Source organism: Amaricoccus sp. W119 (genome assembly GCF_047275745.1).
Taxonomy (GTDB): domain Bacteria; phylum Pseudomonadota; class Alphaproteobacteria; order Rhodobacterales; family Rhodobacteraceae; genus Amaricoccus.
On sequence record NZ_JBKQWU010000003.1, the window covers coordinates 76,561 to 96,019 of the forward strand.

Consider the following 19,459-nt stretch of genomic DNA (forward strand, 5'->3'; position numbering starts at 1 on the left):
GCATGGCTGGCGAAGCTGCCCGGGAAGCGGCCTCTCGCGATGGCCGCGTTATCCGGGGATGGCGCCGATGGCTCCGTGCCCCTTGTTGCTGGGAGCACGGCCTATGACCCTTCCGCTCACTGATACCGCGACGCCTCGCCCGGCGACCGGCCCGAGGCGGCATTGCCTCTTCGGTGTCACGATCCTGCTCGTCGAGGACAGCCGGGGCGTTTCCGAAGCGGTCCGCCTCTTCGCCGCGGAGAGCGGCGCGCGGCTCCGGCGGGCCGACAGCCTCGCCTCGGCGAGCCGCCACCTCGCGATCTACCGGCCGAACGCCGTGATCATCGACCTCGGGCTGCCGGATGGCGACGGGCTCGCGCTGATCCGCCATCTCGCCGCCGCCGCGACACCGCTCCGCAGCATCATCGCGATGAGCGGACATGATCCGGCGAGCTGGCAGCCCGCCGCGCGCGCCGCCGGCGCCGTCGCCTGTCTGGAAAAGCCGATCCCGAGCCTGCGCGCCTTTCAGGACACGGTTCTCTCGGTCCTTCCCGACGCCGCCGACCGCCGGATCGCCGAGACCGCGGAACTTTCGCTCGACGGCCGCGCCTCGATGCGGGCCGCCTTCGACGCCGACCTGCGCCGCGCGCAGGCGCTGCTCACCGAGGCGATAGAGACCGCCGACCGGGACATGATCATCTATTGCGCGCAGTTCATCGGCTCGGTCGGCGACATGATCCCGGACCCGTCCCTGACCGCAGCCGCGCGGGCGACGAACGGACCGGGACCGCGGGCTCATGAACTGGTCGCCCGGCTTTCCGACCGGATCGCCCGCGCGACATCCGCCGCCCTCGGCTGAGCAAGGAATCGATCGGACCCCTGGGCGCCAGGGCGCCCGGGCGGGGCTACTCCCGCGCCTCCGAGGTTCCCCGCTCCCGGTAGGGCGTGGTCTGGTAGAACGCCCGGTAGCATTTCGAGAAATGCGACGGCGACGAGAAGCCGCAGGCGAGCGCGACATTGATCACGCTCATCTCGGTCTGCATCAGGAGGTTGCGCGCCTTCTTCAGCCGCAGTTCCATGTAGTATCGCTTCGGGCTGCGGCTCAGGTAGCGGCGGAACAGCCGTTCGAGCTGGCGCGTCGACATGCCGACATCCTGCGCCAGCGTGGCGGGCGAGATCGGCTCCTCGATGCTTGTCTCCATCCGGTGCATGACGGTCGAGAGCTTCGGATGCCGCACGCCGATCCGGGTCGGGATCGACAGCCGCTGGGTGTCGCGGTCGGAGCGGATCTCGGTATGGATCATCTGATCGGCCACGAGATTGGCGAGTTCCGATCCATGCTTGCGGGCGATCAGGTTCAGCATCAGGTCCGTCGAGGCGGTGCCGCCGGCCGCGGTGTAACGGTTCTGGTCGATCACATAGACGTTCTGGGTCACGTCGATCTCGGGGAAGTCCTCGTCGAATCCGTCGCGGTTTTCCCAGTGGATCGTGCAGCGCCGCCGGTCGAGCAATCCCGCCTGCGCGAGCACCTGCGCGCCGGTGCAGACGGCGCCGATCGCCGCGACCCGCCGGCTCTCGCGCCGCAGCCAGGTCAGGATCGGCCGGGTGATCGAGTCCTTCACATCCGCGCCGCCGATCACGATCAGCGTGGCATCGCGTGCCAGTTCGTCGAAGCCGCCATCCGTCTGGATCGGAATGCCGTTCGATGCCCGGACGGGTTCGCCCCCCTCGCTGACCGTCCGCCACCGATAAAGCTCGCGCCCCGACATCTTGTTCGCGAGACGCAGGGGTTCGACCGCGCTCGCGAAGGCGATCATGGTGAACCGCGGGACCAAGAGGAAGACGAAGGTGTCCGGGCGGCTGTCTGCCATCGGCTGGGACTCGATCCTGGCGTTGACGATACGATCGTGGCCGGGATCTAGGGCCGCGCGCGCCGCCAAGGTCAAGTGGCAAGATGCGCGCAGGGGGCGCGGGGTATGGTAAAAGCCGCGTGGCTGGGCTATGCAGCGCCCAATTTTTCCGACCAATCCCCGGGGAGCCAAGACCATGTGTGCTGACTGGACCCGATCCGACTGGCGCTCGAAACCGCGGGTACAGATGCCCGACTATCCCGACGCGGCCGAGCTTCAGAGGGTGGAGCGCGAGCTCGCCTCCTATCCTCCGCTCGTCTTCGCCGGCGAAACCCGCAAGCTGCGCGCGCAACTCGCCGATGTGGCCGAAGGGCGCGCCTTCCTGCTGCAGGGCGGCGACTGCGCCGAGAGCTTCGGCGCCTTCAGGGCGGACATCATCCGCGACACCTTCAAGGTGATGCTGCAGATGGCGGTCGTCCTCACCTTCGGCGCGAAATGCCCGGTGGTGAAGATCGGCCGCATGGCTGGCCAGTTCGCGAAGCCCCGCTCGGCCCCGACCGAGACGGTCGACGGCGTGGAACTGCCGAGCTACCGCGGCGACATCATCAATGATTTCGAATTCGCCGCCGCCGCCCGCGTTCCCGATCCCCAGCGCATGCTGCGCGCCTATACCCAGGCCGCCGGCACGCTGAACCTCCTGCGCGCGTTCAGCCAGGGCGGGTACGCGGACATCACCCGCGTGCATTCCTGGACGCTCGATTTCACCGCCGGCCAGCCGGGCTACGAGCAGTACCACAAGCTCGCCAACCGGATCTCCGGCGCGCTCGATTTCATGAACGCGGCCGGTGTCAGCCCGGATACCAGCGACGCGCTGCACCGGGTCGACTACTACACCAGCCACGAAGCGCTGCTGCTCGAATACGAGGAGGCGCTCTGCCGCATCGACTCGACCACCGGCATTCCGGTCGCGGGCTCGGGCCACATGATCTGGATCGGCGACCGGACGCGCCAGCCCGACGGCGCGCATGTCGAATTCTGCCGCGGCGTGCAGAATCCGATCGGGTTGAAATGCGGCCCGTCGATCTCCGAGAGCGACCTGCTGCGGCTGATCGACCGGCTGAACCCGAGCAACGACGCCGGCCGGCTGACGCTCATCGCACGGTTCGGCGCGGGCCAGGTCGGCGAGCATCTGCCCCGTCTCATCCGCGCGGTCGAGCGCGAGGGGCGCAAGGTGGTCTGGTCCTGCGATCCGATGCACGGCAATACCGTGAAGTCGGAGAGCGGCTACAAGACCCGTCCCTTCGAACGGGTCCTGCGCGAAGTGCGCGAGTTCTTCGCGATCCACGCGGCGGAAGGCACCTATCCGGGCGGCGTGCATTTCGAGATGACCGGCCAGGACGTGACCGAATGCACCGGTGGCGTTCGCGCGGTCACCGACGAGAATCTCCGCGACCGCTATCACACCGCCTGCGACCCGCGGCTCAATGCGAGCCAGTCGCTGGAGCTCGCCTTCCTCGTCGCGCAGGAGCTCGACAACCGCCTCCAGGCGCAGCGCGCGGTGGGCTGATCCGGGTGACGGTTAAACAAGTACTGGTCCTGACGGCGACGGGCGGCCTGCCCGACGTCGCCGCCGGGATGATCACGCAGGCGATCACCGCCGCCAGCGGCGAAATCGGCGCGACGCGGCGTCTCGCCGGCACCGCCGTCGAGATCGAACTTGCGAAAGCGCCGGCGGCGGGGGCGATCGCGGAGGCGGCGGCGCGGATCGGCGTCGATGCCAATCGCGTCCCGACCGCGCATCGCCGCAAGCGGCTGCTGATCGCCGACATGGATTCGACGATCATCGGTGTCGAATGCATCGATGAACTCGCCGATTTCGCCGGCGTGAAGCCGATGGTGGCCGAGATCACCGAACGCGCCATGCGCGGCGAGCTCGATTTCGAGGCGGCGCTCCGCGCCCGGGTCGCGCTGCTGCGCGGGCTGCCGGAGAGCACGCTCGAGCAATGCTACGAGGCGCGCGTCCATCTCAATCCCGGCGCGCGGGTGCTGACGCGGACGATGGCCGGCCTGGGCGCCGAGACCGCGCTGATTTCCGGCGGCTTCACCTTCTTCACGACGCGGGTCGCCGAGGCGGCGGGATTTGCCTGCAACCAGGCCAATACACTCGTCGTGGAAGGGGGCGTACTGACCGGCGAAGTCACCGATCCCATTCTCGGCCGCGAGGCGAAACACGCGGCCCTCCGGCGGCTCGCGACCGACTTCGGCCCGGAACTGGCGATCGCCGTGGGCGACGGCGCGAACGATCTCGACATGATCGTCGCGGCGGGGCTCGGGGTCGCGTATCGCGCGAAACCCGCGCTCGCCGAAGCCGCCGACGCGCGGATCGAGCATTCCGACCTGACCGCGCTGCTCGCGTTGCAGGGCATCCCCGAGTCCGAATGGGTCACGGATTGAGACACCGGGCAGCCTGTGCTGTCCGGGTCGCCCGGGATCGGAACATATGGAGAACTCCCCTTCCCTTCCCGGCGATTCATCCTTAACTTGGCGGCGATGAACGGGCACTGGATCGACGAGGCGGATGCGTTCGAGGCGGCGGAGGCGCGGCCCCTTTCCGCGCGCGCGGCGGCGGCGCGGCCCGCGCCCTATCTCGACGGGCTGAACGAGGAACAGCGCGCGGCGGTCGAGGCGCTCGACGGGCCGGTTCTCGTGCTCGCGGGCGCGGGTACCGGCAAGACCCGCGCGCTGACGACGCGAATCGCGCATCTGCTCGCCACCGGCCGGGCGCGGCCGAACGAGGTTCTCGCCGTCACCTTCACCAACAAGGCGGCGCGCGAGATGCGCTTCCGCATCGGCCAACTTGTCGGCGGCGTGGTCGAGGGGATGCCCTGGCTCGGCACCTTCCATTCGCTCTCCGTCAAGATCCTGCGCCGCCACGCCGAGCTCGTCGGGCTGAAGTCGAATTTCACCATCCTCGATACCGACGACCAGCTGCGGCTGATGCGCCAGATCGTGCAGGCGGAGCGGATCGACGAGAAACGCTGGCCGCCCCGGATGCTGGCCTCGCTCATCGACGGCTGGAAGAACCGCGGCCTGACGCCCGAGCGTGTGCCGAGCTCGGAGGCGAGCGCCTATGCCCATCGCGGTACCGAGTTCTACGCCGCCTATCAGGAGCGGCTGCGTACGCTCAACGCCTGCGACTTCGGCGACCTGCTCCTGCACACGGTCGGGATCTTCCAGAACAACCTCGACGTGCTCGACCGCTACCAGTCCTGGTTCCGCTACATCCTCGTGGACGAGTATCAGGACACCAATGTCGCGCAATATCTCTGGCTCCGGCTGCTCGCCGGGCGGGATCACAACATCTGCTGCGTCGGCGATGACGACCAGTCGATTTATGGCTGGCGCGGCGCGGAGGTGGAGAACATCCTGCGGTTCGAGAAGGACTTCCCCGGCGCCAGGGTGATCCGGCTCGAGCGTAACTACCGCTCCACGCCGCATATCCTCGCCGCCGCCTCGGGCGTTATCGCGGCGAACGAGAGCCGGCTCGGCAAGACGCTCTGGACCGACATGGCGCAGGGCGAGAAGCTCCGCCTCATCGGCCATTGGGACGGCGAGGAGGAGGCGCGCTGGATCGGCGAGGAGATCGAGGCCTATACCCGCGGCACCCGCGGGCTCGACCCGGTTCCAGCGGATGGCATTGCCATTCTCGTCCGCGCCACGCATCAGATGCGCGCCTTCGAGGACCGGTTCCTGACGATCGGCCTGCCCTATCGCGTGATCGGCGGCCCGCGCTTCTACGAGCGGCAGGAGATCCGCGACGCGATGGCCTATTTCCGCGTCGCGGTCTCGCCCGATGACGGGCTCGCCTTCGAGCGGATCGTGAACGTCCCGAAACGCGGCCTCGGCGACAAGGCGGTGCAGGAGATCAACCGCGTCGCCCGCGAGAACGGGACGAGCCTGCTCGAAGCCGCGCGTATCCTCGTGGCGCAAGGCGGGCTCGGCGCCCGCGGCCGGGGACAGCTTGGCGCCTTGGTCGCCGATTTCGACCGCTGGAACGCGATGATCCGCGACGGTTCGAACCATGTCGAGCTTGCCGAGGCGATGCTGGAGGAGAGCGGCTACGCCCAGATGTGGCAGGCGGAGAAGTCGCCCGACGCGGCCGGGCGACTCGAGAACCTCAAGGAACTGGTCAAGGGCCTCGCCGAATTCGAGAACCTGCAGGGTTTCCTCGAACATGTCAGCCTCGTCATGGACAACGCGCAGGAGGAGGGCGCGCGCAAGGTCTCGATCATGACGCTGCACGCGGCCAAGGGGCTGGAATTCCCCTGCGTCTTCCTGCCGGGCTGGGAGGACGGGCTCTTTCCCTCGCAACGCGCGATGGACGAGTCCGGGCTGAAGGGGCTCGAGGAGGAGCGCCGCCTCGCCTATGTCGGGATCACGCGGGCGCGGCGGTTCTCCACGATCAGCTTCGCGGCGAACCGGCGGGTCTACAACCAGTGGCAATCCGCCCTGCCCTCGCGCTTCATCGACGAATTGCCGCCCGAACATGTCGAGGTGCTGACCCCGCCCGGCCTCTACGGCGGCGGCTATGGCGCCGCCGCGGTTCAGCCGAAGAGCACGCTCGCCGACCGCGCGGCAGAGGCGGATGTCTACGACTCACCCGGCTGGAAACGGATGCAGGCCCGCGCGGCCGCCCGTCCCGTCTCACAGCCGCGCGAGGCGAAGAACATGGTGATCGACGCCACCGCGATTCCCGCCTTCGGCGTCGGCGACCGCGTCTTCCATCAGAAATTCGGCTACGGCGAGGTGCGCGTCGTCGAGGGCGACAAGCTAGCGATCGATTTCGAGAAGGCGGGCTCGAAGAAGATCGTCGCCCGCTTCGTCGTCGCAGCGGACGATATCCCGTTCTGACGGCGGCCCGCCATCAAACGCCGATGCGATCCATGACGAAGGCGGCCCGCTCCTCGACGCTCGCGAGCGGCAGGCGGACGAGGCGATAGCCGAGCCGGGAATAGACATCGGCCATTACCGCGCAGGTCGCTTGCGCCTCGGCCGCGTCCTGTCGGCGCTCCTTGTCCCGCGTGAAGATCTCGTCCCAGAACGGCGCGATGAAGACAAGCGGGTTGTACCGGAACACTCGCGCCGCCTCGCGCGCATGTGCGGGGACGGGGAGGCCGCTCAGGGTCAGATATCCTATCACATCGGGAAGTCCGCGATCCATCAACACGGGTCCGGGAAGCCCGGAGGCTTCATGATGCGACCGCGTTTCCCATCCGAGCATCAGCTCCGCGAAGGCGGCGCGATTCTTCCAGGGCAGCGCTTCGCCGCCGATTCGCACCTGATCGCGAATGATCGCGCGCCCGGCCTCGGGCATGGAACGCAGGCCCAGACCCGCGAGCGCATCGATCAGTGTCGTCTTGCCCCCGCCGGGGCCACCGGTCACGACGAACAGGTGGTTACACATTTCCCACCTTCGGAACTGTTGTGGGAAGAAGCGCCAGTGGACCCGACCGCCGTCGGATACCCGGGTGGCGAAGCGGCAGCATAGGGCCGCGGTCGAACAATGCCCACCGGTGGGAAGCGCGTGAACGCCAAAAAAAACAGCCGGGCATGAGCCCGGCTGAGTTGGGGAGGAAACTTGGCAAGCGGGCGCCGCGCCACGGGGCGCCCGGGGAATTCCGGATCAGCGGCCGTAGACGCTGTCGTAGGCGATCTCGCGGATCGAGTAGCTCGAGATGCCGAGGTCGCGCAGCTCGCGGTCGCTCAGCGAGCGGAGTTCGTTCAGCGTGCGCAGGAAGAGGCGATAGTCGGCGACCGCCTTGGTGATCGCGGCGAAAAGACCGTGGCCGAGGCCGTTGTTGGTCGCGAACGGGAAATTGACAACATGTGCCATGACTGTGTGTCCTTGCGTCTGTACCGTCCCGGAGCCGTCTCCGGGGTGTTGTTGATGTTCAAAGGCGCCGGCGGCGGCGCGTTTCAGGGGTTCGCCCGGGGCGCCGAAGCGATCCCGGACCGGTCTTCTGGCCCGTCGAAACGGTGGCTGAACATTCGTCTCATCTCTTGTCCGCCTCCTTTCGTTAATGTTCGGTTGTGAGCGTTCCCTTGCTGTTGCATTGCAAAATAAACGATCCCGGCCCTTACACAACGATCATTGTCGGAAGGCCGTCATGCAGCTAACGCATAGCTATTAACATTCGATTTACCAGTATGTTACCGAGTAAAATTCATAGGGATCACGCGATCCCGCCATGCAATGTCAGCCATGTTGCCCCGCAGCTCGCGAACGAAGAATGCGAAACCCGGACCGGTACCGGCAGGCTCTCGAGCAATGCGCCCTTGTCTCGGCCGCGACGCGGAGCGATCTTCGCCAGACCGGCGATAGCCCGCAGGACCGACGAAAGAAGCTTCCGATGCCAGTGACCGAACCCGTGACCAAAGACGACGTGATGACCGCCCTGCGCTCCATCCAGATGCCCGGTTCGGGGCGCGATATCGTCGAGGCGGATATCGTCCGGGCGGTCACGGTGGAAGCTGGCCGGGTCAGCTTCATTCTCGAGGTCGATCCGGCCCAGGGCGAGGCGCTCGAGCCGACGCGCGCCGCCGCCCAGGCCGCCGTCGAGGCGTTGCCGGGCGTGACCGCGGTCTCGTCTCTGCTGACCGCGCATGGCCCTTCGCCGAAGGCGCCGCCGCCGGACCTCAAGATCGGCCGCCACCCGACGCCCCAGGCCGGGCCCCAGGCGGTGCCGGGCATCCGCCACATCCTCGCGATCGCCTCCGGCAAGGGCGGCGTCGGCAAATCGACCGTCGCCGCCAATCTCGCCGTGGCGCTCGCCGCCGAGGGGAAGAAGGTCGGGCTGCTCGACGCCGATATCTACGGGCCGAGCCAGCCCAGGATGATGGGCGTCTCCGGCCGCCCCCGCTCGCCCGACGGCAAGACCATCCTGCCGCTCGTGAACCATGGGGTCACGATCATGTCGATCGGCCTGATGCTGCGCGAGGGCGAGGCGGTGGTGTGGCGCGGGCCGATGCTGATGGGCGCGCTGCAGCAGCTGATGGGCCAGGTCGCCTGGGGCGAACTCGACGCGCTGATCGTCGACCTGCCGCCCGGAACCGGCGACGTGCAGCTGACGCTGAGCCAGAAATACGTGCTGACCGGCGCGATCCTCGTCTCGACGCCGCAGGACATCGCGCTCCTCGACGCGCGCAAGGCGCTCGACATGTTCGACAAGACCAAGGTGCCCGTGCTCGGACTGATCGAGAACATGTCGAGCTACATCTGCCCGAACTGCGGCCATGAGGAACATATCTTCGGCCATGGCGGCGCGAAGGCCGAAGCCGCGCGGCTCGGGGTGCCCTTCCTCGGCGAGGTGCCGCTCGACATCGCGATCCGCCTCGCCGGCGATTCGGGCACTCCGGCCGTCGCCGCCCACCCTGCAAGCGCCGAGGCGGAGGCGTTCCGCGCCATCGCACGCCGGCTGATCGCGGATCGGATCGTCTGAAGCGCGATGGAACGCCCCCGGCGGGCGTCTCCGCGGCCGCGTGCCGCTTGCCCGCCGGCGCCGAGCGGGTATTGTGACGAAACGCGTTCACCACCCCGGAGGGCTTCGGCCCGGCGCCGGGGGCCGTTCAAAGACGGATCAAGGAGCTTTTCATGAAGCGCATTCTGCTCGCGACCGCGGTCTCCGCCGGCCTCGTTTCGGCCGCCGCGGCGGAGCCGGTCAACATCGGCGTCATCCTCGGCTTCACCGGCCCGCTCGAGTCGATCACGCCCGGCATGGGCGGCAGCGCGGAGGTGGCGCTGAAGGAGGCCTCCGATTCCGGCAAGCTGCCGAACGGCATCACACTCAACCCGGTCCGGGCCGACTCGACCTGCGTCGACGCCGCCGCCGCGACCACCGCGGCCGAGGGGCTCGTCAGCAGCCAGAACGTCGCGGCGATCATGGGCGCCGACTGCTCGGGCGTCACCACCGCGGTCGCGACCAACGTCGCCGTTCCGCGCGGCGTGACGATCATCTCCCCCTCCGCGACCTCGCCCGCGCTCACGGATCTCGAGGACAACGGCTATTTCTTCCGGACCGCGCCCTCCGACGCCCGGCAGGGCGAGGTTCTCGCCGATCTCGTGACCGAGAACGGCACGACCGAGGTCGCCGTCACCTATACCAACAACGACTACGGCAAGGGTCTCGCCGACACTTTCGCGGCGGCCTTCGAGGAGCGGGGCGGCACCGTCGCGATCTCGGCGGCGCATGAGGATGCCAAGGCCGACTATTCCGCCGAGGTGGCCGCGCTTCAGGCCTCGGGCGCCGACACACTCATGGTCTTCGGCTATGTCGACCGGGGCGGCCGCGGGATCGTGCAGGGCGCGCTCGATACCGGCGCCTTCGAGAATTTCTACTTCGCAGACGGCATGTACGGCCAGAGCCTGATCGACGCCGTGGGCGACGAGATCAATGGCATCGTCATCGGCACCCTGCCCGGCGTCGAGGGCGAGGGCGCGGATATCTTCGCCAAGGTCGCCGAATCCCACGGCATGGACCCGACCGGCACCTATGTGCCCGAGAGCTACGATGCCGCCGCCCTGATCGCGCTCTCGATCGCCGCTTCCGGATCGGCGGACCGGACCGCGATCCGCGACCACGTGATGAATGTGGCGAACGCGCCGGGCGAGCAGATCTTCGCGGGCGAGCTTGCCAAGGGGATCGAGATCCTGACCTCGGGCGGCGATATCGACTATCAGGGCGCGACGGGTGTCGAACTGATCGGCCCGGGTGAGGCCGCGGGCTCCTACCGCGTCTACGAGATCGAGAACAACGCCCCCGTTACGCTCGGCTACCGCTGAGCGCGACGGGAAGACGGAGTAAACGAAGGTGTCGGCCTCCCCAGCGATCGTCGAGGTCGACGACCTCCGCATGCATTTCGGCGGCATCCGCGCGGTGGATGGCGCCTCGATCCGGATCGCGGAGGGCTCGATCACCGGGCTGATCGGGCCGAACGGCGCCGGAAAATCGACGCTCTTCAACGTCATCGCCGGGCATTACCGGCCGACCTCCGGCAGCGTCAGGCTCGACGGCGAGGACATCACCGGTCTCTCGCCGCACGAGCTCTTTCACAAGGGGCTGCTGCGGACCTTCCAGACAGCGCATGAGTTCTCGACGCTGACGGTGCGCGAGAATCTGATGATGGTCCCCGCGGACCAGCCGGGCGAGGCGCTCCTGAACGCCTGGTTTCGGCCGGCCGCGGTTCGGGCGCGGGAGGAAGAGGTGCGGGCACGCGCGGACGCGGTGATCGACTTCCTCGAAATCCCGCATGTGGCCGACGAATACGCCGGCAATCTCTCGGGCGGACAGAAGAAGCTCCTGGAACTCGGCCGAACGATGATGGTCGATGCGAAGATCGTCTTCCTCGACGAGGTCGGCGCCGGGGTGAACCGCACGCTCCTCAACACGATCGGCGATGCGATCCTGCGGCTCAACCGCGAGCGCGGCTATACTTTCTGCATGATCGAGCACGACATGGATTTCATCGGCCGCCTCTGCGACCCGGTCATCGTGATGGCCGAGGGCAAGGTGCTGGCCGAGGGCCCCGCGGACGAGGTCCGCGCCAACGAGGCGGTGATCGAGGCCTATCTCGGCCGCGGCCTCCGCAACAAGCCGGGGGCGATCGCGTGAGTTTCCTGATCGGCGAGGCGATGACCGGAGGCTACGGCGGCGCCGACATCCTGCACCGGTGCACCATCGCAGTGGAGCGCGGCGAGATCGCGGTGATCGTCGGGCCGAACGGCGCGGGCAAGTCCACGGCGATGAAGGCGATCTTCGGCATGCTGCGCCTCCGCGAAGGCGGCGTGAAGCTCGACGGCGAGGTCATCACGCATCTCTCCCCGCAGGAGCGGGTGCGCCGCGGCATGGGATTCGTGCCGCAGGTCAACAATGTCTTCACCTCGATGTCGGTGGAGGAGAACCTCGAAATGGGCGCCTTCATCCGCGAGGACGACTATTCGGACACGATGGAACAGGTGTTCTCGCTCTTCCCGATCCTGCGCGAGAAACGCGCGCAGCCGGCGGGAGAGCTCTCCGGCGGCCAGCGCCAGCAGGTCGCCGTCGGACGCGCGCTGATGACGAAACCCAAGGTGCTGATGCTCGACGAGCCGACCGCCGGCGTCTCGCCCATCGTGATGGACGAGCTTTTCGACCGCATCATCGAAGTCGCCCGCACCGGCATCTCGATCCTGATGGTCGAGCAGAACGCCCGCCAGGCGCTCAACATCGCCGACAAGGGCTATGTGCTGGTGCAGGGTCAGAACCGCTACACCGACACCGGAGAAGCGCTGCTCGCCGATCCGGAGGTACGCCGGACCTTCCTGGGGGGCTGATGGAAAACGTTCTCAACGCCCTCGTGCTGCTGGCCAATTTCGTCCTGATCCCGGCGGCGACCTATGGCGCGCAACTGGCGCTCGGCGCGCTCGGGGTCACGCTGATCTACGCCGTGCTGCGCTTCTCGAATTTCGCCCATGGCGATCTGATGGCCTTCGGAACCATGGTGACGATCATGGTGACCTGGGGGCTGCAGTCGGCCGGGGTCAGCATCTCGCCCTTCCCGACCGCGCTCATCGCGCTCCCCGTCGGCATGATCGGCGCGGTCACGCTGACGCTGCTGACCGACCGCTGGGTTTTCGCCTTCTACCGGGAGCGAAGGGCCGATCCGGTGATCTTCGTGATCGCCTCGGTCGGGGTCATGTTCATCTACAACGCCATCACCCGCTTCTTCATCGGCGTCGGCGACCAGCGGTTCGAGGATGGCGAACGTTTCGTGATCCGCGTGCGCGATTTCCGCGCGATGACCGGGCTCGACGAGGGGCTCGCGCTGCGCACCTCGCAGGTCCTGACGCTCGTGCTGATGGTGGCCGCCGTCAGCTTCGTCTTCTGGTTCCTGAACCGGACGCGCACCGGCAAGTCGATGCGCGCCTATTCCGACAACGAGGATCTCGCGCTTCTCTCGGGCATCAACCCCGGCCATGTGGTGCGCGTCACCTGGGTCATCTCCGCCTGCCTCGCGACGCTCGCGGGCACGCTCTACGGACTCGACAAGTCGTTCAGCCCGCTCGTCTATTTCCAGCTCGTGCTGCCGATCTTCGCCTCGGCCATCGTGGGCGGCATCGGCCAGCCGGTCGGCGCGGTGGTCGGCGGCTTCGTCGTCGCTTTCTCGGAAGTGATGCTCACCTACGCCTACAAGGGCGTGCTGACCTGGCTCCTGCCCGAGGGCATGGTGCCTGGCGGCCTCGCACAGCTTCTCGGAACCGACTACAAGTTCGCGATCTCCTTCGTCATCCTGGTGATCGTGCTTCTGGTACGACCGACGGGCATCTTCCGGGGGAAAGTGGTATGACGGGCGCCCCGCGTGTCATCGCCCTCTATGCCGTGATGGCGGGTCTGCTCGTGCTCGTCGGGCTCATCCAGAGCTGGACCGTCGCGCTCGCGATCCTGCAGCTTTCGCTCATCTCGGCGATCATGTCGCTCGGCGCCAACATCCAGTGGGGTTACGCCGGGCTCTTCAACGCCGGGATCATGGGCTTCGCGGCGCTTGGCGGCGTCGCGGGGGTGCTTGTCTCGATGTCGCCGGTCCCGGGGGCGCTGGCGGCGGGCGGGCTCGATCTCGCGCTCGCCATCCTCGCGATCGTGGTCACCATCGTGCTGATCGTGGTGGCGCGGGGGCGGCTCCTGCCGAGCTACCGAACCCCGGTGACGCTCCTGATCGCGCTCCTCGGCTATCTCGTGATGCGCCGCTTCCTCGATCCCGCCTCGGCGGCGATCGAGAGCGCGACCGGGGCGCAGGGCTACATGGGGGGTCTCGGCCTGCCGATTCTCCTGTCCTGGCCGGTGGGCGGGCTCTTCGCGGCGGGCGCGGCCTATCTGGTCGGCAAGGTCGCGCTCGGCCTGCGCTCGGACTATCTCGCGATCGCGACGCTCGGCATCGCCGAGATCATCGTCGCCGTGCTGAAGAACGAGAACTGGCTGACGCGCGGCGTGAAGAACGTGACCGCCATCCCCCGCCCCGTCCCCGACCAGATCGTGCTGCAGCAGCAGCCCTGGGTGATCGATCTCGCCGCGCGCTTCGGCTCCGACACGATCACCACCGCGGCCGTGGTCTCGCGGCTCTGGTACGCCGGTCTCTTCGCCGTGGTGCTCGCACTCCTGCTCTGGCTCTGCGAACGCGCGCTCCGCTCGCCCTGGGGACGGATGATGCGGGCGATCCGCGACAACCGCGACGCGGCGGAGGCGATGGGCAAGGATGTGACACGGCGCCACCTGCGCGTCTTCGTGCTCGGTTCCGCCGTGGTCGGCATCGCGGGCGCGATGCTGGTGACGCTCGACAGCCAGTTCACGCCCGCGAGCTACCAGCCGCTGCGCTATACCTTCCTGATCTGGGTGATGGTGATCGTCGGAGGCTCCGGCAACAACTGGGGCGCGGTGCTGGGCGGGTTCGTCATCTGGTACGTCTGGATCGTGGCCGAGCCGCTCGGCAACTGGCTGACGGCCAATCTCGCCGCGCTGACCAGTCCCGGCGGCTGGTGGGACAGCCATATCCGCGCCGCGGCGCCGCATTTCCGGCCGCTCCTGATGGGCGTGATCCTGCTCCTCACGCTGCGCTTCGCGCCCCGCGGCCTCATCCCGGAGGCGCGCGGGCGCTGACAGGGAGGCCCGGAAGGCGGCCCTTGCCCCGGCGCGGCGGGTGGAGCATTGAGCCGGTCAGCAAGACAGAAAGGGCGATACCTTGAAATACCGAGCTCTCGGCCGGAGCGATCTCCAGGTCTCCGAATTCTGCCTCGGCACGATGACCTGGGGCAGCCAGAACACGCCCGAGGAGGCCTTCTCGCAGATCGACCTGGCGCTGGAACGCGGCATCAACCTGATCGACACCGCCGAGATGTATCCGACGACGCCGCTTCGCGCCGAGACGGTCGGCGAGACCGAGCGGATCATCGGCAAGTGGATCAGGGCGGGCGGCGCGCGCGACAAGCTCGTGCTCGCAACCAAGATCACCGGCGAGGGCAGTCAGGCCGTTGACCGCGGCGGCGCGCCGATTTCGCCCGAGACGCTGCGCGCTGCGATCGACGGCAGCCTGAAACGTCTCGGCGTCGATTGCATTGACCTCTACCAGCTGCACTGGCCGAACCGCGGCTCCTACCACTTCCGTCGGCACTGGAATTTCGCACCGGAGGGCCAGCCGGCGGATGTCGAGGACGACATGCTGGCGATCCTGCGCGCGATCGGGGAGCTTCGGGACGCGGGCAAGCTGCGCCATTTCGGGCTTTCGAACGAATCGGCCTGGGGCACGGCGATGTTCCTGAAGCTCGCCGAGCGGGAGAACCTGCCGCGCGTCGTCTCGATTCAGAACGAGTACAACCTGCTCTGCCGGCTCTTCGACCTCGACCTCGCGGAACTCGCGCATCACGAGGGCGTCGGCCTTCTCGCCTATTCGCCGCTGGCGGCGGGCTTGCTGACCGGCAAGTACATCGCCGGCGCCCGGCCTGCGGGCTCGCGCGAGGTGGTCAACGGCAACAGCCTCGGCGGGCGGATCTCGAAATTCTCCGAGCCGGTCGTGGAGGAATACGTGGGCCTCGCGCGCGAGCACGGGCTCGACCCGGCACAGATGGCGCTGGCCTTCTGCGCCTCGCGGGCCTTCATGGGTTCGGTGATCCTCGGCGCGACCACGCTCGAACAGCTGGAGACCGATATCGCCGCGGCGGAGCTCACGCTGCCGGAGGCGGTCACGCTCGGCATCGCCGCGATCCGCCGGCGCTGCCCGATGCCGACATGACCGGCGCGATGTCCGAGCCGGTGCTCTACGGCCACCCGGATTCAGGCCATGCCTGCAAGGTCGCGCTTGCGCTGGCGCTCGCGGGTATCGCGCACCGCAGGGTCCGGGTGGATATCTGGGCGCCGCCGGCGACCCGGCCGCCGGAGTTCCTCGCGGCCAGTCCCTTCGCCGAGGTGCCGCTTCTCGTGATCGACGGAACCCCGATGGTCCAGTCCGGCGCGATCCTGCTCGAGATCGCCCGCCGAACCGGGCGTCTCGGCGGTGAGAGCGCAAAGGGGATGCGCCGGGGCGCGGAGCTTCTGATGTGGGAGGCCAACCGCTTCGGCATGTGCCTGCCGCAACTCAAGGAGGCACTGCGCCCGGGCGGCGACATCTTCCCGCCCGGCGCGGTCGAGTGGCTGCGCGGGCGCTACGCGGTGGACCGCGCGCGGTTCGACATCCTGCTGGGCTCGGGGCCGTTCTTCCACGGGACGGAACCCGGGATCGGCGACTGCGCGATCTGGGGCTATGCACAGTGGGTCGAGGCCGCCGGTGCCGAGCCGAGCACAGCCATGATCGCCTGGCGCGACCGGATGCGCGCGCTCCCGGCCACCCGCGCGCCCGAGGACTACTTCCCCGCGCGCGCCTAACCGGTTCAGGGGAGGTCGATGGACTGGAACAGCCCGATCTGCATTCCCGATGAATCGAGCAGTTCCAGCGCCTCGCCGTTCACCCGCCAGCCGCGCGTGGCGGCGAGCGCGCCGGTCAGCATCCGCTCCCATTCGTCGAGCGGACCGGCGCAGGCCTTCATCGTCGCGGCCGGGTTGCGGAAGTTCAGATCGTCCCCGTCCCGCTCGAAGGCGCCGATCAACTGGTTGCAGCCCACCGTCGCGGCGAAACGGTTCTCGTCTTCCGTCAGGATGAGGTGCGGATCGGGATGCCCCTCGATCGGAGTGATCTCGGTCTTGCCGAGACGCACGATGCGCCAGTAGGTGTCGGTCAGGCTCCGGCTGTTCATGGCTTGCTCGCAGGTCTCCTCGGGCCAGACGCCCGTGAAGCGGTTGACCACGATGGTCGGCCCGGTCTCGTCGTCCCCCTCCTCGCCCGCCTCCAGCACCCGGCCCTCGAAGCTCGACATCAGGGGGGTACCTTGCGCGACCCCGGCGGCGAGATAGGCCGCTTCGAGCGTCGGAAACTCCTGACTGGTCGAAAGCGGATAGACACGGCCCGTCAGGCATTCGGTGATCAGCGCGCGGTCGGCGAGAAAGCTCACCATGCCACGCACCGGCACACGAATCGCAAGGGCGGTCGTCCCCGAAGTTCCGGTCAGGTCGCGCGGCGCCCGCGGCCCGTCCTCGGGAGCGTCGACCGGCCGGAGCCGCCCGGGCAGGATCGAGAATTCCAGCCTGCCCTCGCCATCCCAGAGAATCAGCCGCTGGAGCGACGGGTCGATCCACCAGCGACCGAGAGAATCCTGGTTTCGGCCCGCCGGAAGCCACCTGCGGCGGAGGCTGAAGACGTGATCGGGCCAGAGATTGAGCCGGTAGCGGATCGCGTCGCAGTCCGCGCAGGGAAGGTCCCCGCTGTAGGTCGCGGGCAGATCGACGCCGAGCCCTTCCGGCGCCACCTCCTGGGCCTTTGCGACCACCACCTCGCCGGTGGAGGCGTCCTCCACCGCGCCCTCGCCGCCCAACTTACGGATCAGGTCCAGTCCCGGAAGCGGCAGGCCGTCCCCGACCGCCGACCCGGCGGCGACCGCGACGCGCGCGTGAGCCTGCCCCGATGTCACGCTCAAGATCAATCCCCAGCCGACAAAGAGGCATACAAAAAACAAGCACCATGAGGCTGGCGCGCACGCCGCCTTACGCGAGATCATAAACCACCCCTGGAATCGGATCTTCCTCGGTTGAAAGCATGCCGGCAATTTCTCGCCGAGCCAATGCCTAACCCATCAACAACTGCTTGCAAACTCTCAATTTCGCAATGGCAGTTCACGAGGAATCGTGCCGACCACGCCGGTTCCGTGGCGATTCGTCGCTGCCCTGGAAACGATTTGGGCGCGGTGCGATCAATGATCGCGTCAGAGCTGAGACTTGATCGGCAGGTGCCGGACGATCGCCGCCACGAGTCGGCGCGTCCGGCTCGCCAGCGGCTCCTCCGTCAACTCGCGCGCCCCGTCGTGCCAGCGCGTCGCCGCGCCGTCGAGATAGACCTCGTAGCTCTTGTCCGGCGCGGTCAGCTCCTCGAACACCCGATCGACCTCCTCCGCGATGGCGGCGTCGTCGAAGAAGAGCCCCATCTCGGTGTTGAGATAGGCCGACCGCAGGTCGAAGTTGAACGAACCGATGAAACCCGATTCCCCATCGACGGTGAAGGCCTTCGAGTGCAGCGAGGCCCGGTCCGAGCGGCGCAGCGAGGATCGCGCCCGGTCCGGATCGAACGGCCGGAGCTCGAACAGGCGGATGCCGGCCCTGAGCAGTGGCGGCCGCGCGACCGAATATCCGCCATGGACCGTCACCTGATTGGTCGAGGCGAGCGAGTTCGTCAGGATCGCGACCTGCACCCCTCGCTTCGCCAGGGCCGAGAGCCCGTCGATCCCCGCCTCGCCCGGCACGAAATAGGCCGAGATCACCCGAAGCTCGCGCCGGGTCTCGGCGATCGCGGCGCCCAGCGGCCCGATCAGCCAGTCCTCCCGGTCCTGCCGCTGCGTCTTGCCCGGCGGGTCAGACAAGACGCGCGCCGTGGTCGTCCAGTGGATCGGCCGCGCCCGTTCGAGAAACTGGCCGAGACGTTCCTGGCGTAGTGCCTGTTCGCGATAGATGTCGGCCAGCGCATCCCGGTCCACCTCGGCGAGACGGCGCCTGAGGCCTCGAAGATTGGCCCGGGTGTAGCGCAGGAGCGACCGGATCGGCAGCGTCAGCGCGCTGTTCCAGTAGGTGTCGAAGATCTCCGACACCTCATGGACCGCGGGCCCGACGAGCAGCGCGTCGAGGTCCGCCGAGTTGAAGTCGTCCGCGGCGTCGAAATAGGTGTCGCCGATGTTGCGGCCGCCGATGATCGCGACGCGACCATCGACGATCCAGGCCTTGTTGTGCATGCGCCGCGTCACCGCGAGCAGGCGAAGGATCATTTCCGCCCCGCGGCGCAGCGAGGCACCCCGGTTCTTGGCCGGGTTGAACAGCCGGACCTCGATTCTCGGATGGCCGTTCAGCGCCAGATACTCGGGGTCGAGCCCGCGTGTGTTGATGTCGTCGAGCAGGAGGCGCACGCGCACGCCCCGATCCGCCGCCGCGAGCACCTCCCGCGCGAGAAGGTTCCCGGTGAGATCTCCGCGCCAGAGATAGTACATCATGTCGATCGAGCGCCCGGCCGCGCGCGCCGACAGCGCGCGGGCGGCATAGGCCTGGTGATTGTCGGCGAGGACCATGATCCCGGTCTCTCCCGGCCGGGCATCCGTCAGCGGCGCGACGCATTGGTCGGCGGCGGTCGGGGGCCCGTCGATCGGCAGCGCGGTCGAGGGAGCGCCCCGGGCGCGCTTGGCGAAACGCCCGTAAAGCCAGACCGAGACGAAGGAGGAGCCAAAGGCGAGCGCGGCCGTGACGAGGATCGTGACCAGCACATCGCCGTCGATTCCGGGCAGGCCGAGCAGCACTGGAGGGAACGCGGCGCTCACCGGAGCCTCTTCGCCCCGCTGCCACGCCCTGGCTGCTCCGCGCCGGCCGCGATGGTCAACCGGGAGATGCGATTGAAGGGCTCGGCTGTCATCGGTCTCCCCGTTCGGCGCCCGAGAATATCGACGCCCCGGCGGATTGTGAAGCGGGGGAGAGGGGCCCGGG

The 19,459-nt window shown here is 68.1% G+C and carries 17 protein-coding genes; 12 read left to right on the forward strand and 5 right to left on the reverse strand.

Annotation, left to right across the window (positions count from 1 at the left end; translation table 11 throughout):
- Nucleotides 1-103 precede the first annotated feature (103 nt).
- On the forward strand, nucleotides 104-838 hold the full coding sequence (locus tag ACLJK8_RS03335) for a response regulator (RefSeq protein ID WP_413148639.1): 735 nt from the start codon (nucleotides 104-106) through the stop codon (nucleotides 836-838).
- A gap of 46 nt (nucleotides 839-884) precedes the next feature.
- On the opposite strand, the gene ACLJK8_RS03340 is transcribed toward ACLJK8_RS03335, so the two are convergent.
- Nucleotides 885-1,850, reverse strand: coding sequence for a GlxA family transcriptional regulator (locus tag ACLJK8_RS03340; protein WP_413148641.1), 966 nt, complete (start codon nucleotides 1,848-1,850; stop codon nucleotides 885-887).
- Nucleotides 1,851-2,025: 175 nt separating this feature from the next.
- On the opposite strand from ACLJK8_RS03340, the gene ACLJK8_RS03345 reads away from it, so the two are divergent.
- The 3 genes from ACLJK8_RS03345 to ACLJK8_RS03355 all read left to right on the forward strand — a co-directional run bounded on the left by ACLJK8_RS03345 (nucleotide 2,026) and on the right by ACLJK8_RS03355 (nucleotide 6,740).
- Nucleotides 2,026-3,396, forward strand: a complete 1,371-nt coding sequence (locus ACLJK8_RS03345) for a class II 3-deoxy-7-phosphoheptulonate synthase (RefSeq protein WP_413148643.1) — start codon at nucleotides 2,026-2,028, stop codon at nucleotides 3,394-3,396.
- Between the two features lie 5 nt (nucleotides 3,397-3,401).
- Entirely contained in the window at nucleotides 3,402-4,283 is an 882-nt protein-coding gene (gene serB, locus ACLJK8_RS03350; RefSeq protein ID WP_413148645.1) for a phosphoserine phosphatase SerB, read from the forward strand.
- Nucleotides 4,284-4,379: 96 nt separating this feature from the next.
- Nucleotides 4,380-6,740, forward strand: coding sequence for an ATP-dependent helicase (locus tag ACLJK8_RS03355; protein WP_413148647.1), 2,361 nt, complete (start codon nucleotides 4,380-4,382; stop codon nucleotides 6,738-6,740).
- A 13-nt stretch (nucleotides 6,741-6,753) separates the two neighbouring features.
- Here the strand turns inward: ACLJK8_RS03355 and ACLJK8_RS03360 are convergent, their stop codons facing one another.
- The gene (locus ACLJK8_RS03360) at nucleotides 6,754-7,293 is read right to left on the reverse strand and encodes an AAA family ATPase (RefSeq protein WP_413148649.1); all 540 of its coding nucleotides are present in this window, start codon (nucleotides 7,291-7,293) and stop codon (nucleotides 6,754-6,756) included.
- Nucleotides 7,294-7,512: 219 nt separating this feature from the next.
- Entirely contained in the window at nucleotides 7,513-7,722 is a 210-nt protein-coding gene (locus tag ACLJK8_RS03365; protein ID WP_413148651.1) for a DUF1127 domain-containing protein, read from the reverse strand.
- A 517-nt stretch (nucleotides 7,723-8,239) separates the two neighbouring features.
- On the opposite strand from ACLJK8_RS03365, the gene ACLJK8_RS03370 reads away from it, so the two are divergent.
- The 8 genes from ACLJK8_RS03370 (at nucleotide 8,240) to ACLJK8_RS03405 (ending at nucleotide 16,273) form a co-directional block, all read left to right on the forward strand.
- Nucleotides 8,240-9,328 (forward strand): Mrp/NBP35 family ATP-binding protein, encoded by a 1,089-nt coding sequence (locus ACLJK8_RS03370; protein WP_413148653.1) that lies wholly within the window; start codon nucleotides 8,240-8,242, stop codon nucleotides 9,326-9,328.
- Between the two features lie 152 nt (nucleotides 9,329-9,480).
- Nucleotides 9,481-10,668, forward strand: a complete 1,188-nt coding sequence (locus tag ACLJK8_RS03375) for an ABC transporter substrate-binding protein (protein WP_413148655.1) — start codon at nucleotides 9,481-9,483, stop codon at nucleotides 10,666-10,668.
- 70 nt (nucleotides 10,669-10,738) lie between these two features.
- A complete protein-coding gene (locus ACLJK8_RS03380) occupies nucleotides 10,739-11,497 on the forward strand; it encodes an ABC transporter ATP-binding protein (protein ID WP_413148825.1) in 759 nt (252 codons plus the stop codon).
- Nucleotides 11,498-11,517: 20 nt separating this feature from the next.
- A complete protein-coding gene (locus ACLJK8_RS03385) occupies nucleotides 11,518-12,198 on the forward strand; it encodes an ABC transporter ATP-binding protein (RefSeq protein WP_413148826.1) in 681 nt (226 codons plus the stop codon).
- Nucleotides 12,198-13,211, forward strand: coding sequence for a branched-chain amino acid ABC transporter permease (locus tag ACLJK8_RS03390; protein WP_413148657.1), 1,014 nt, complete (start codon nucleotides 12,198-12,200; stop codon nucleotides 13,209-13,211). Before ACLJK8_RS03385 ends, ACLJK8_RS03390 begins: the two co-directional genes overlap by 1 nt.
- Nucleotides 13,208-14,515: a branched-chain amino acid ABC transporter permease gene (locus ACLJK8_RS03395; protein ID WP_413148659.1), complete on the forward strand. Its 1,308-nt coding sequence runs from the start codon at nucleotides 13,208-13,210 to the stop codon at nucleotides 14,513-14,515. Before ACLJK8_RS03390 ends, ACLJK8_RS03395 begins: the two co-directional genes overlap by 4 nt.
- A gap of 82 nt (nucleotides 14,516-14,597) precedes the next feature.
- The gene (locus tag ACLJK8_RS03400) at nucleotides 14,598-15,644 is read left to right on the forward strand and encodes an aldo/keto reductase (RefSeq protein ID WP_413148661.1); all 1,047 of its coding nucleotides are present in this window, start codon (nucleotides 14,598-14,600) and stop codon (nucleotides 15,642-15,644) included.
- Nucleotides 15,641-16,273 (forward strand): glutathione S-transferase family protein, encoded by a 633-nt coding sequence (locus tag ACLJK8_RS03405; protein ID WP_413148663.1) that lies wholly within the window; start codon nucleotides 15,641-15,643, stop codon nucleotides 16,271-16,273. The genes ACLJK8_RS03400 and ACLJK8_RS03405 overlap by 4 nt, the downstream gene beginning before the upstream one ends.
- Nucleotides 16,274-16,278: 5 nt before the next feature.
- Here the strand turns inward: ACLJK8_RS03405 and ACLJK8_RS03410 are convergent, their stop codons facing one another.
- Nucleotides 16,279-17,412: an META domain-containing protein gene (locus tag ACLJK8_RS03410; protein ID WP_413148827.1), complete on the reverse strand. Its 1,134-nt coding sequence runs from the start codon at nucleotides 17,410-17,412 to the stop codon at nucleotides 16,279-16,281.
- Nucleotides 17,413-17,703: 291 nt separating this feature from the next.
- A complete protein-coding gene (locus tag ACLJK8_RS03415; protein ID WP_413148665.1) occupies nucleotides 17,704-19,296 on the reverse strand; it encodes a phospholipase D family protein in 1,593 nt (530 codons plus the stop codon).
- Nucleotides 19,297-19,459 lie beyond the last annotated feature (163 nt).

What these genes read in the sequence shown, in the direction of transcription:
- ACLJK8_RS03335 (WP_413148639.1), top strand. Translation starts at nt 104, where the DNA reads ATGACCCTTCCGCTCACTGATACCGCGACGCCTCGCCCGGCGACCGGC.
- ACLJK8_RS03340 (WP_413148641.1), bottom strand. Translation starts at nt 1,850, where the DNA reads ATGGCAGACAGCCGCCCGGACACCTTCGTCTTCCTCTTGGTCCCGCGG.
- ACLJK8_RS03345 (WP_413148643.1), top strand. Translation starts at nt 2,026, where the DNA reads ATGTGTGCTGACTGGACCCGATCCGACTGGCGCTCGAAACCGCGGGTA.
- ACLJK8_RS03355 (WP_413148647.1), top strand. Translation starts at nt 4,380, where the DNA reads ATGAACGGGCACTGGATCGACGAGGCGGATGCGTTCGAGGCGGCGGAG.
- ACLJK8_RS03360 (WP_413148649.1), bottom strand. Translation starts at nt 7,293, where the DNA reads ATGTGTAACCACCTGTTCGTCGTGACCGGTGGCCCCGGCGGGGGCAAG.
- ACLJK8_RS03365 (WP_413148651.1), bottom strand. Translation starts at nt 7,722, where the DNA reads ATGGCACATGTTGTCAATTTCCCGTTCGCGACCAACAACGGCCTCGGC.
- ACLJK8_RS03370 (WP_413148653.1), top strand. Translation starts at nt 8,240, where the DNA reads ATGCCAGTGACCGAACCCGTGACCAAAGACGACGTGATGACCGCCCTG.
- ACLJK8_RS03375 (WP_413148655.1), top strand. Translation starts at nt 9,481, where the DNA reads ATGAAGCGCATTCTGCTCGCGACCGCGGTCTCCGCCGGCCTCGTTTCG.
- ACLJK8_RS03380 (WP_413148825.1), top strand. Translation starts at nt 10,739, where the DNA reads ATGCATTTCGGCGGCATCCGCGCGGTGGATGGCGCCTCGATCCGGATC.
- ACLJK8_RS03385 (WP_413148826.1), top strand. Translation starts at nt 11,518, where the DNA reads ATGACCGGAGGCTACGGCGGCGCCGACATCCTGCACCGGTGCACCATC.
- ACLJK8_RS03390 (WP_413148657.1), top strand. Translation starts at nt 12,198, where the DNA reads ATGGAAAACGTTCTCAACGCCCTCGTGCTGCTGGCCAATTTCGTCCTG.
- ACLJK8_RS03395 (WP_413148659.1), top strand. Translation starts at nt 13,208, where the DNA reads ATGACGGGCGCCCCGCGTGTCATCGCCCTCTATGCCGTGATGGCGGGT.
- ACLJK8_RS03405 (WP_413148663.1), top strand. Translation starts at nt 15,641, where the DNA reads ATGACCGGCGCGATGTCCGAGCCGGTGCTCTACGGCCACCCGGATTCA.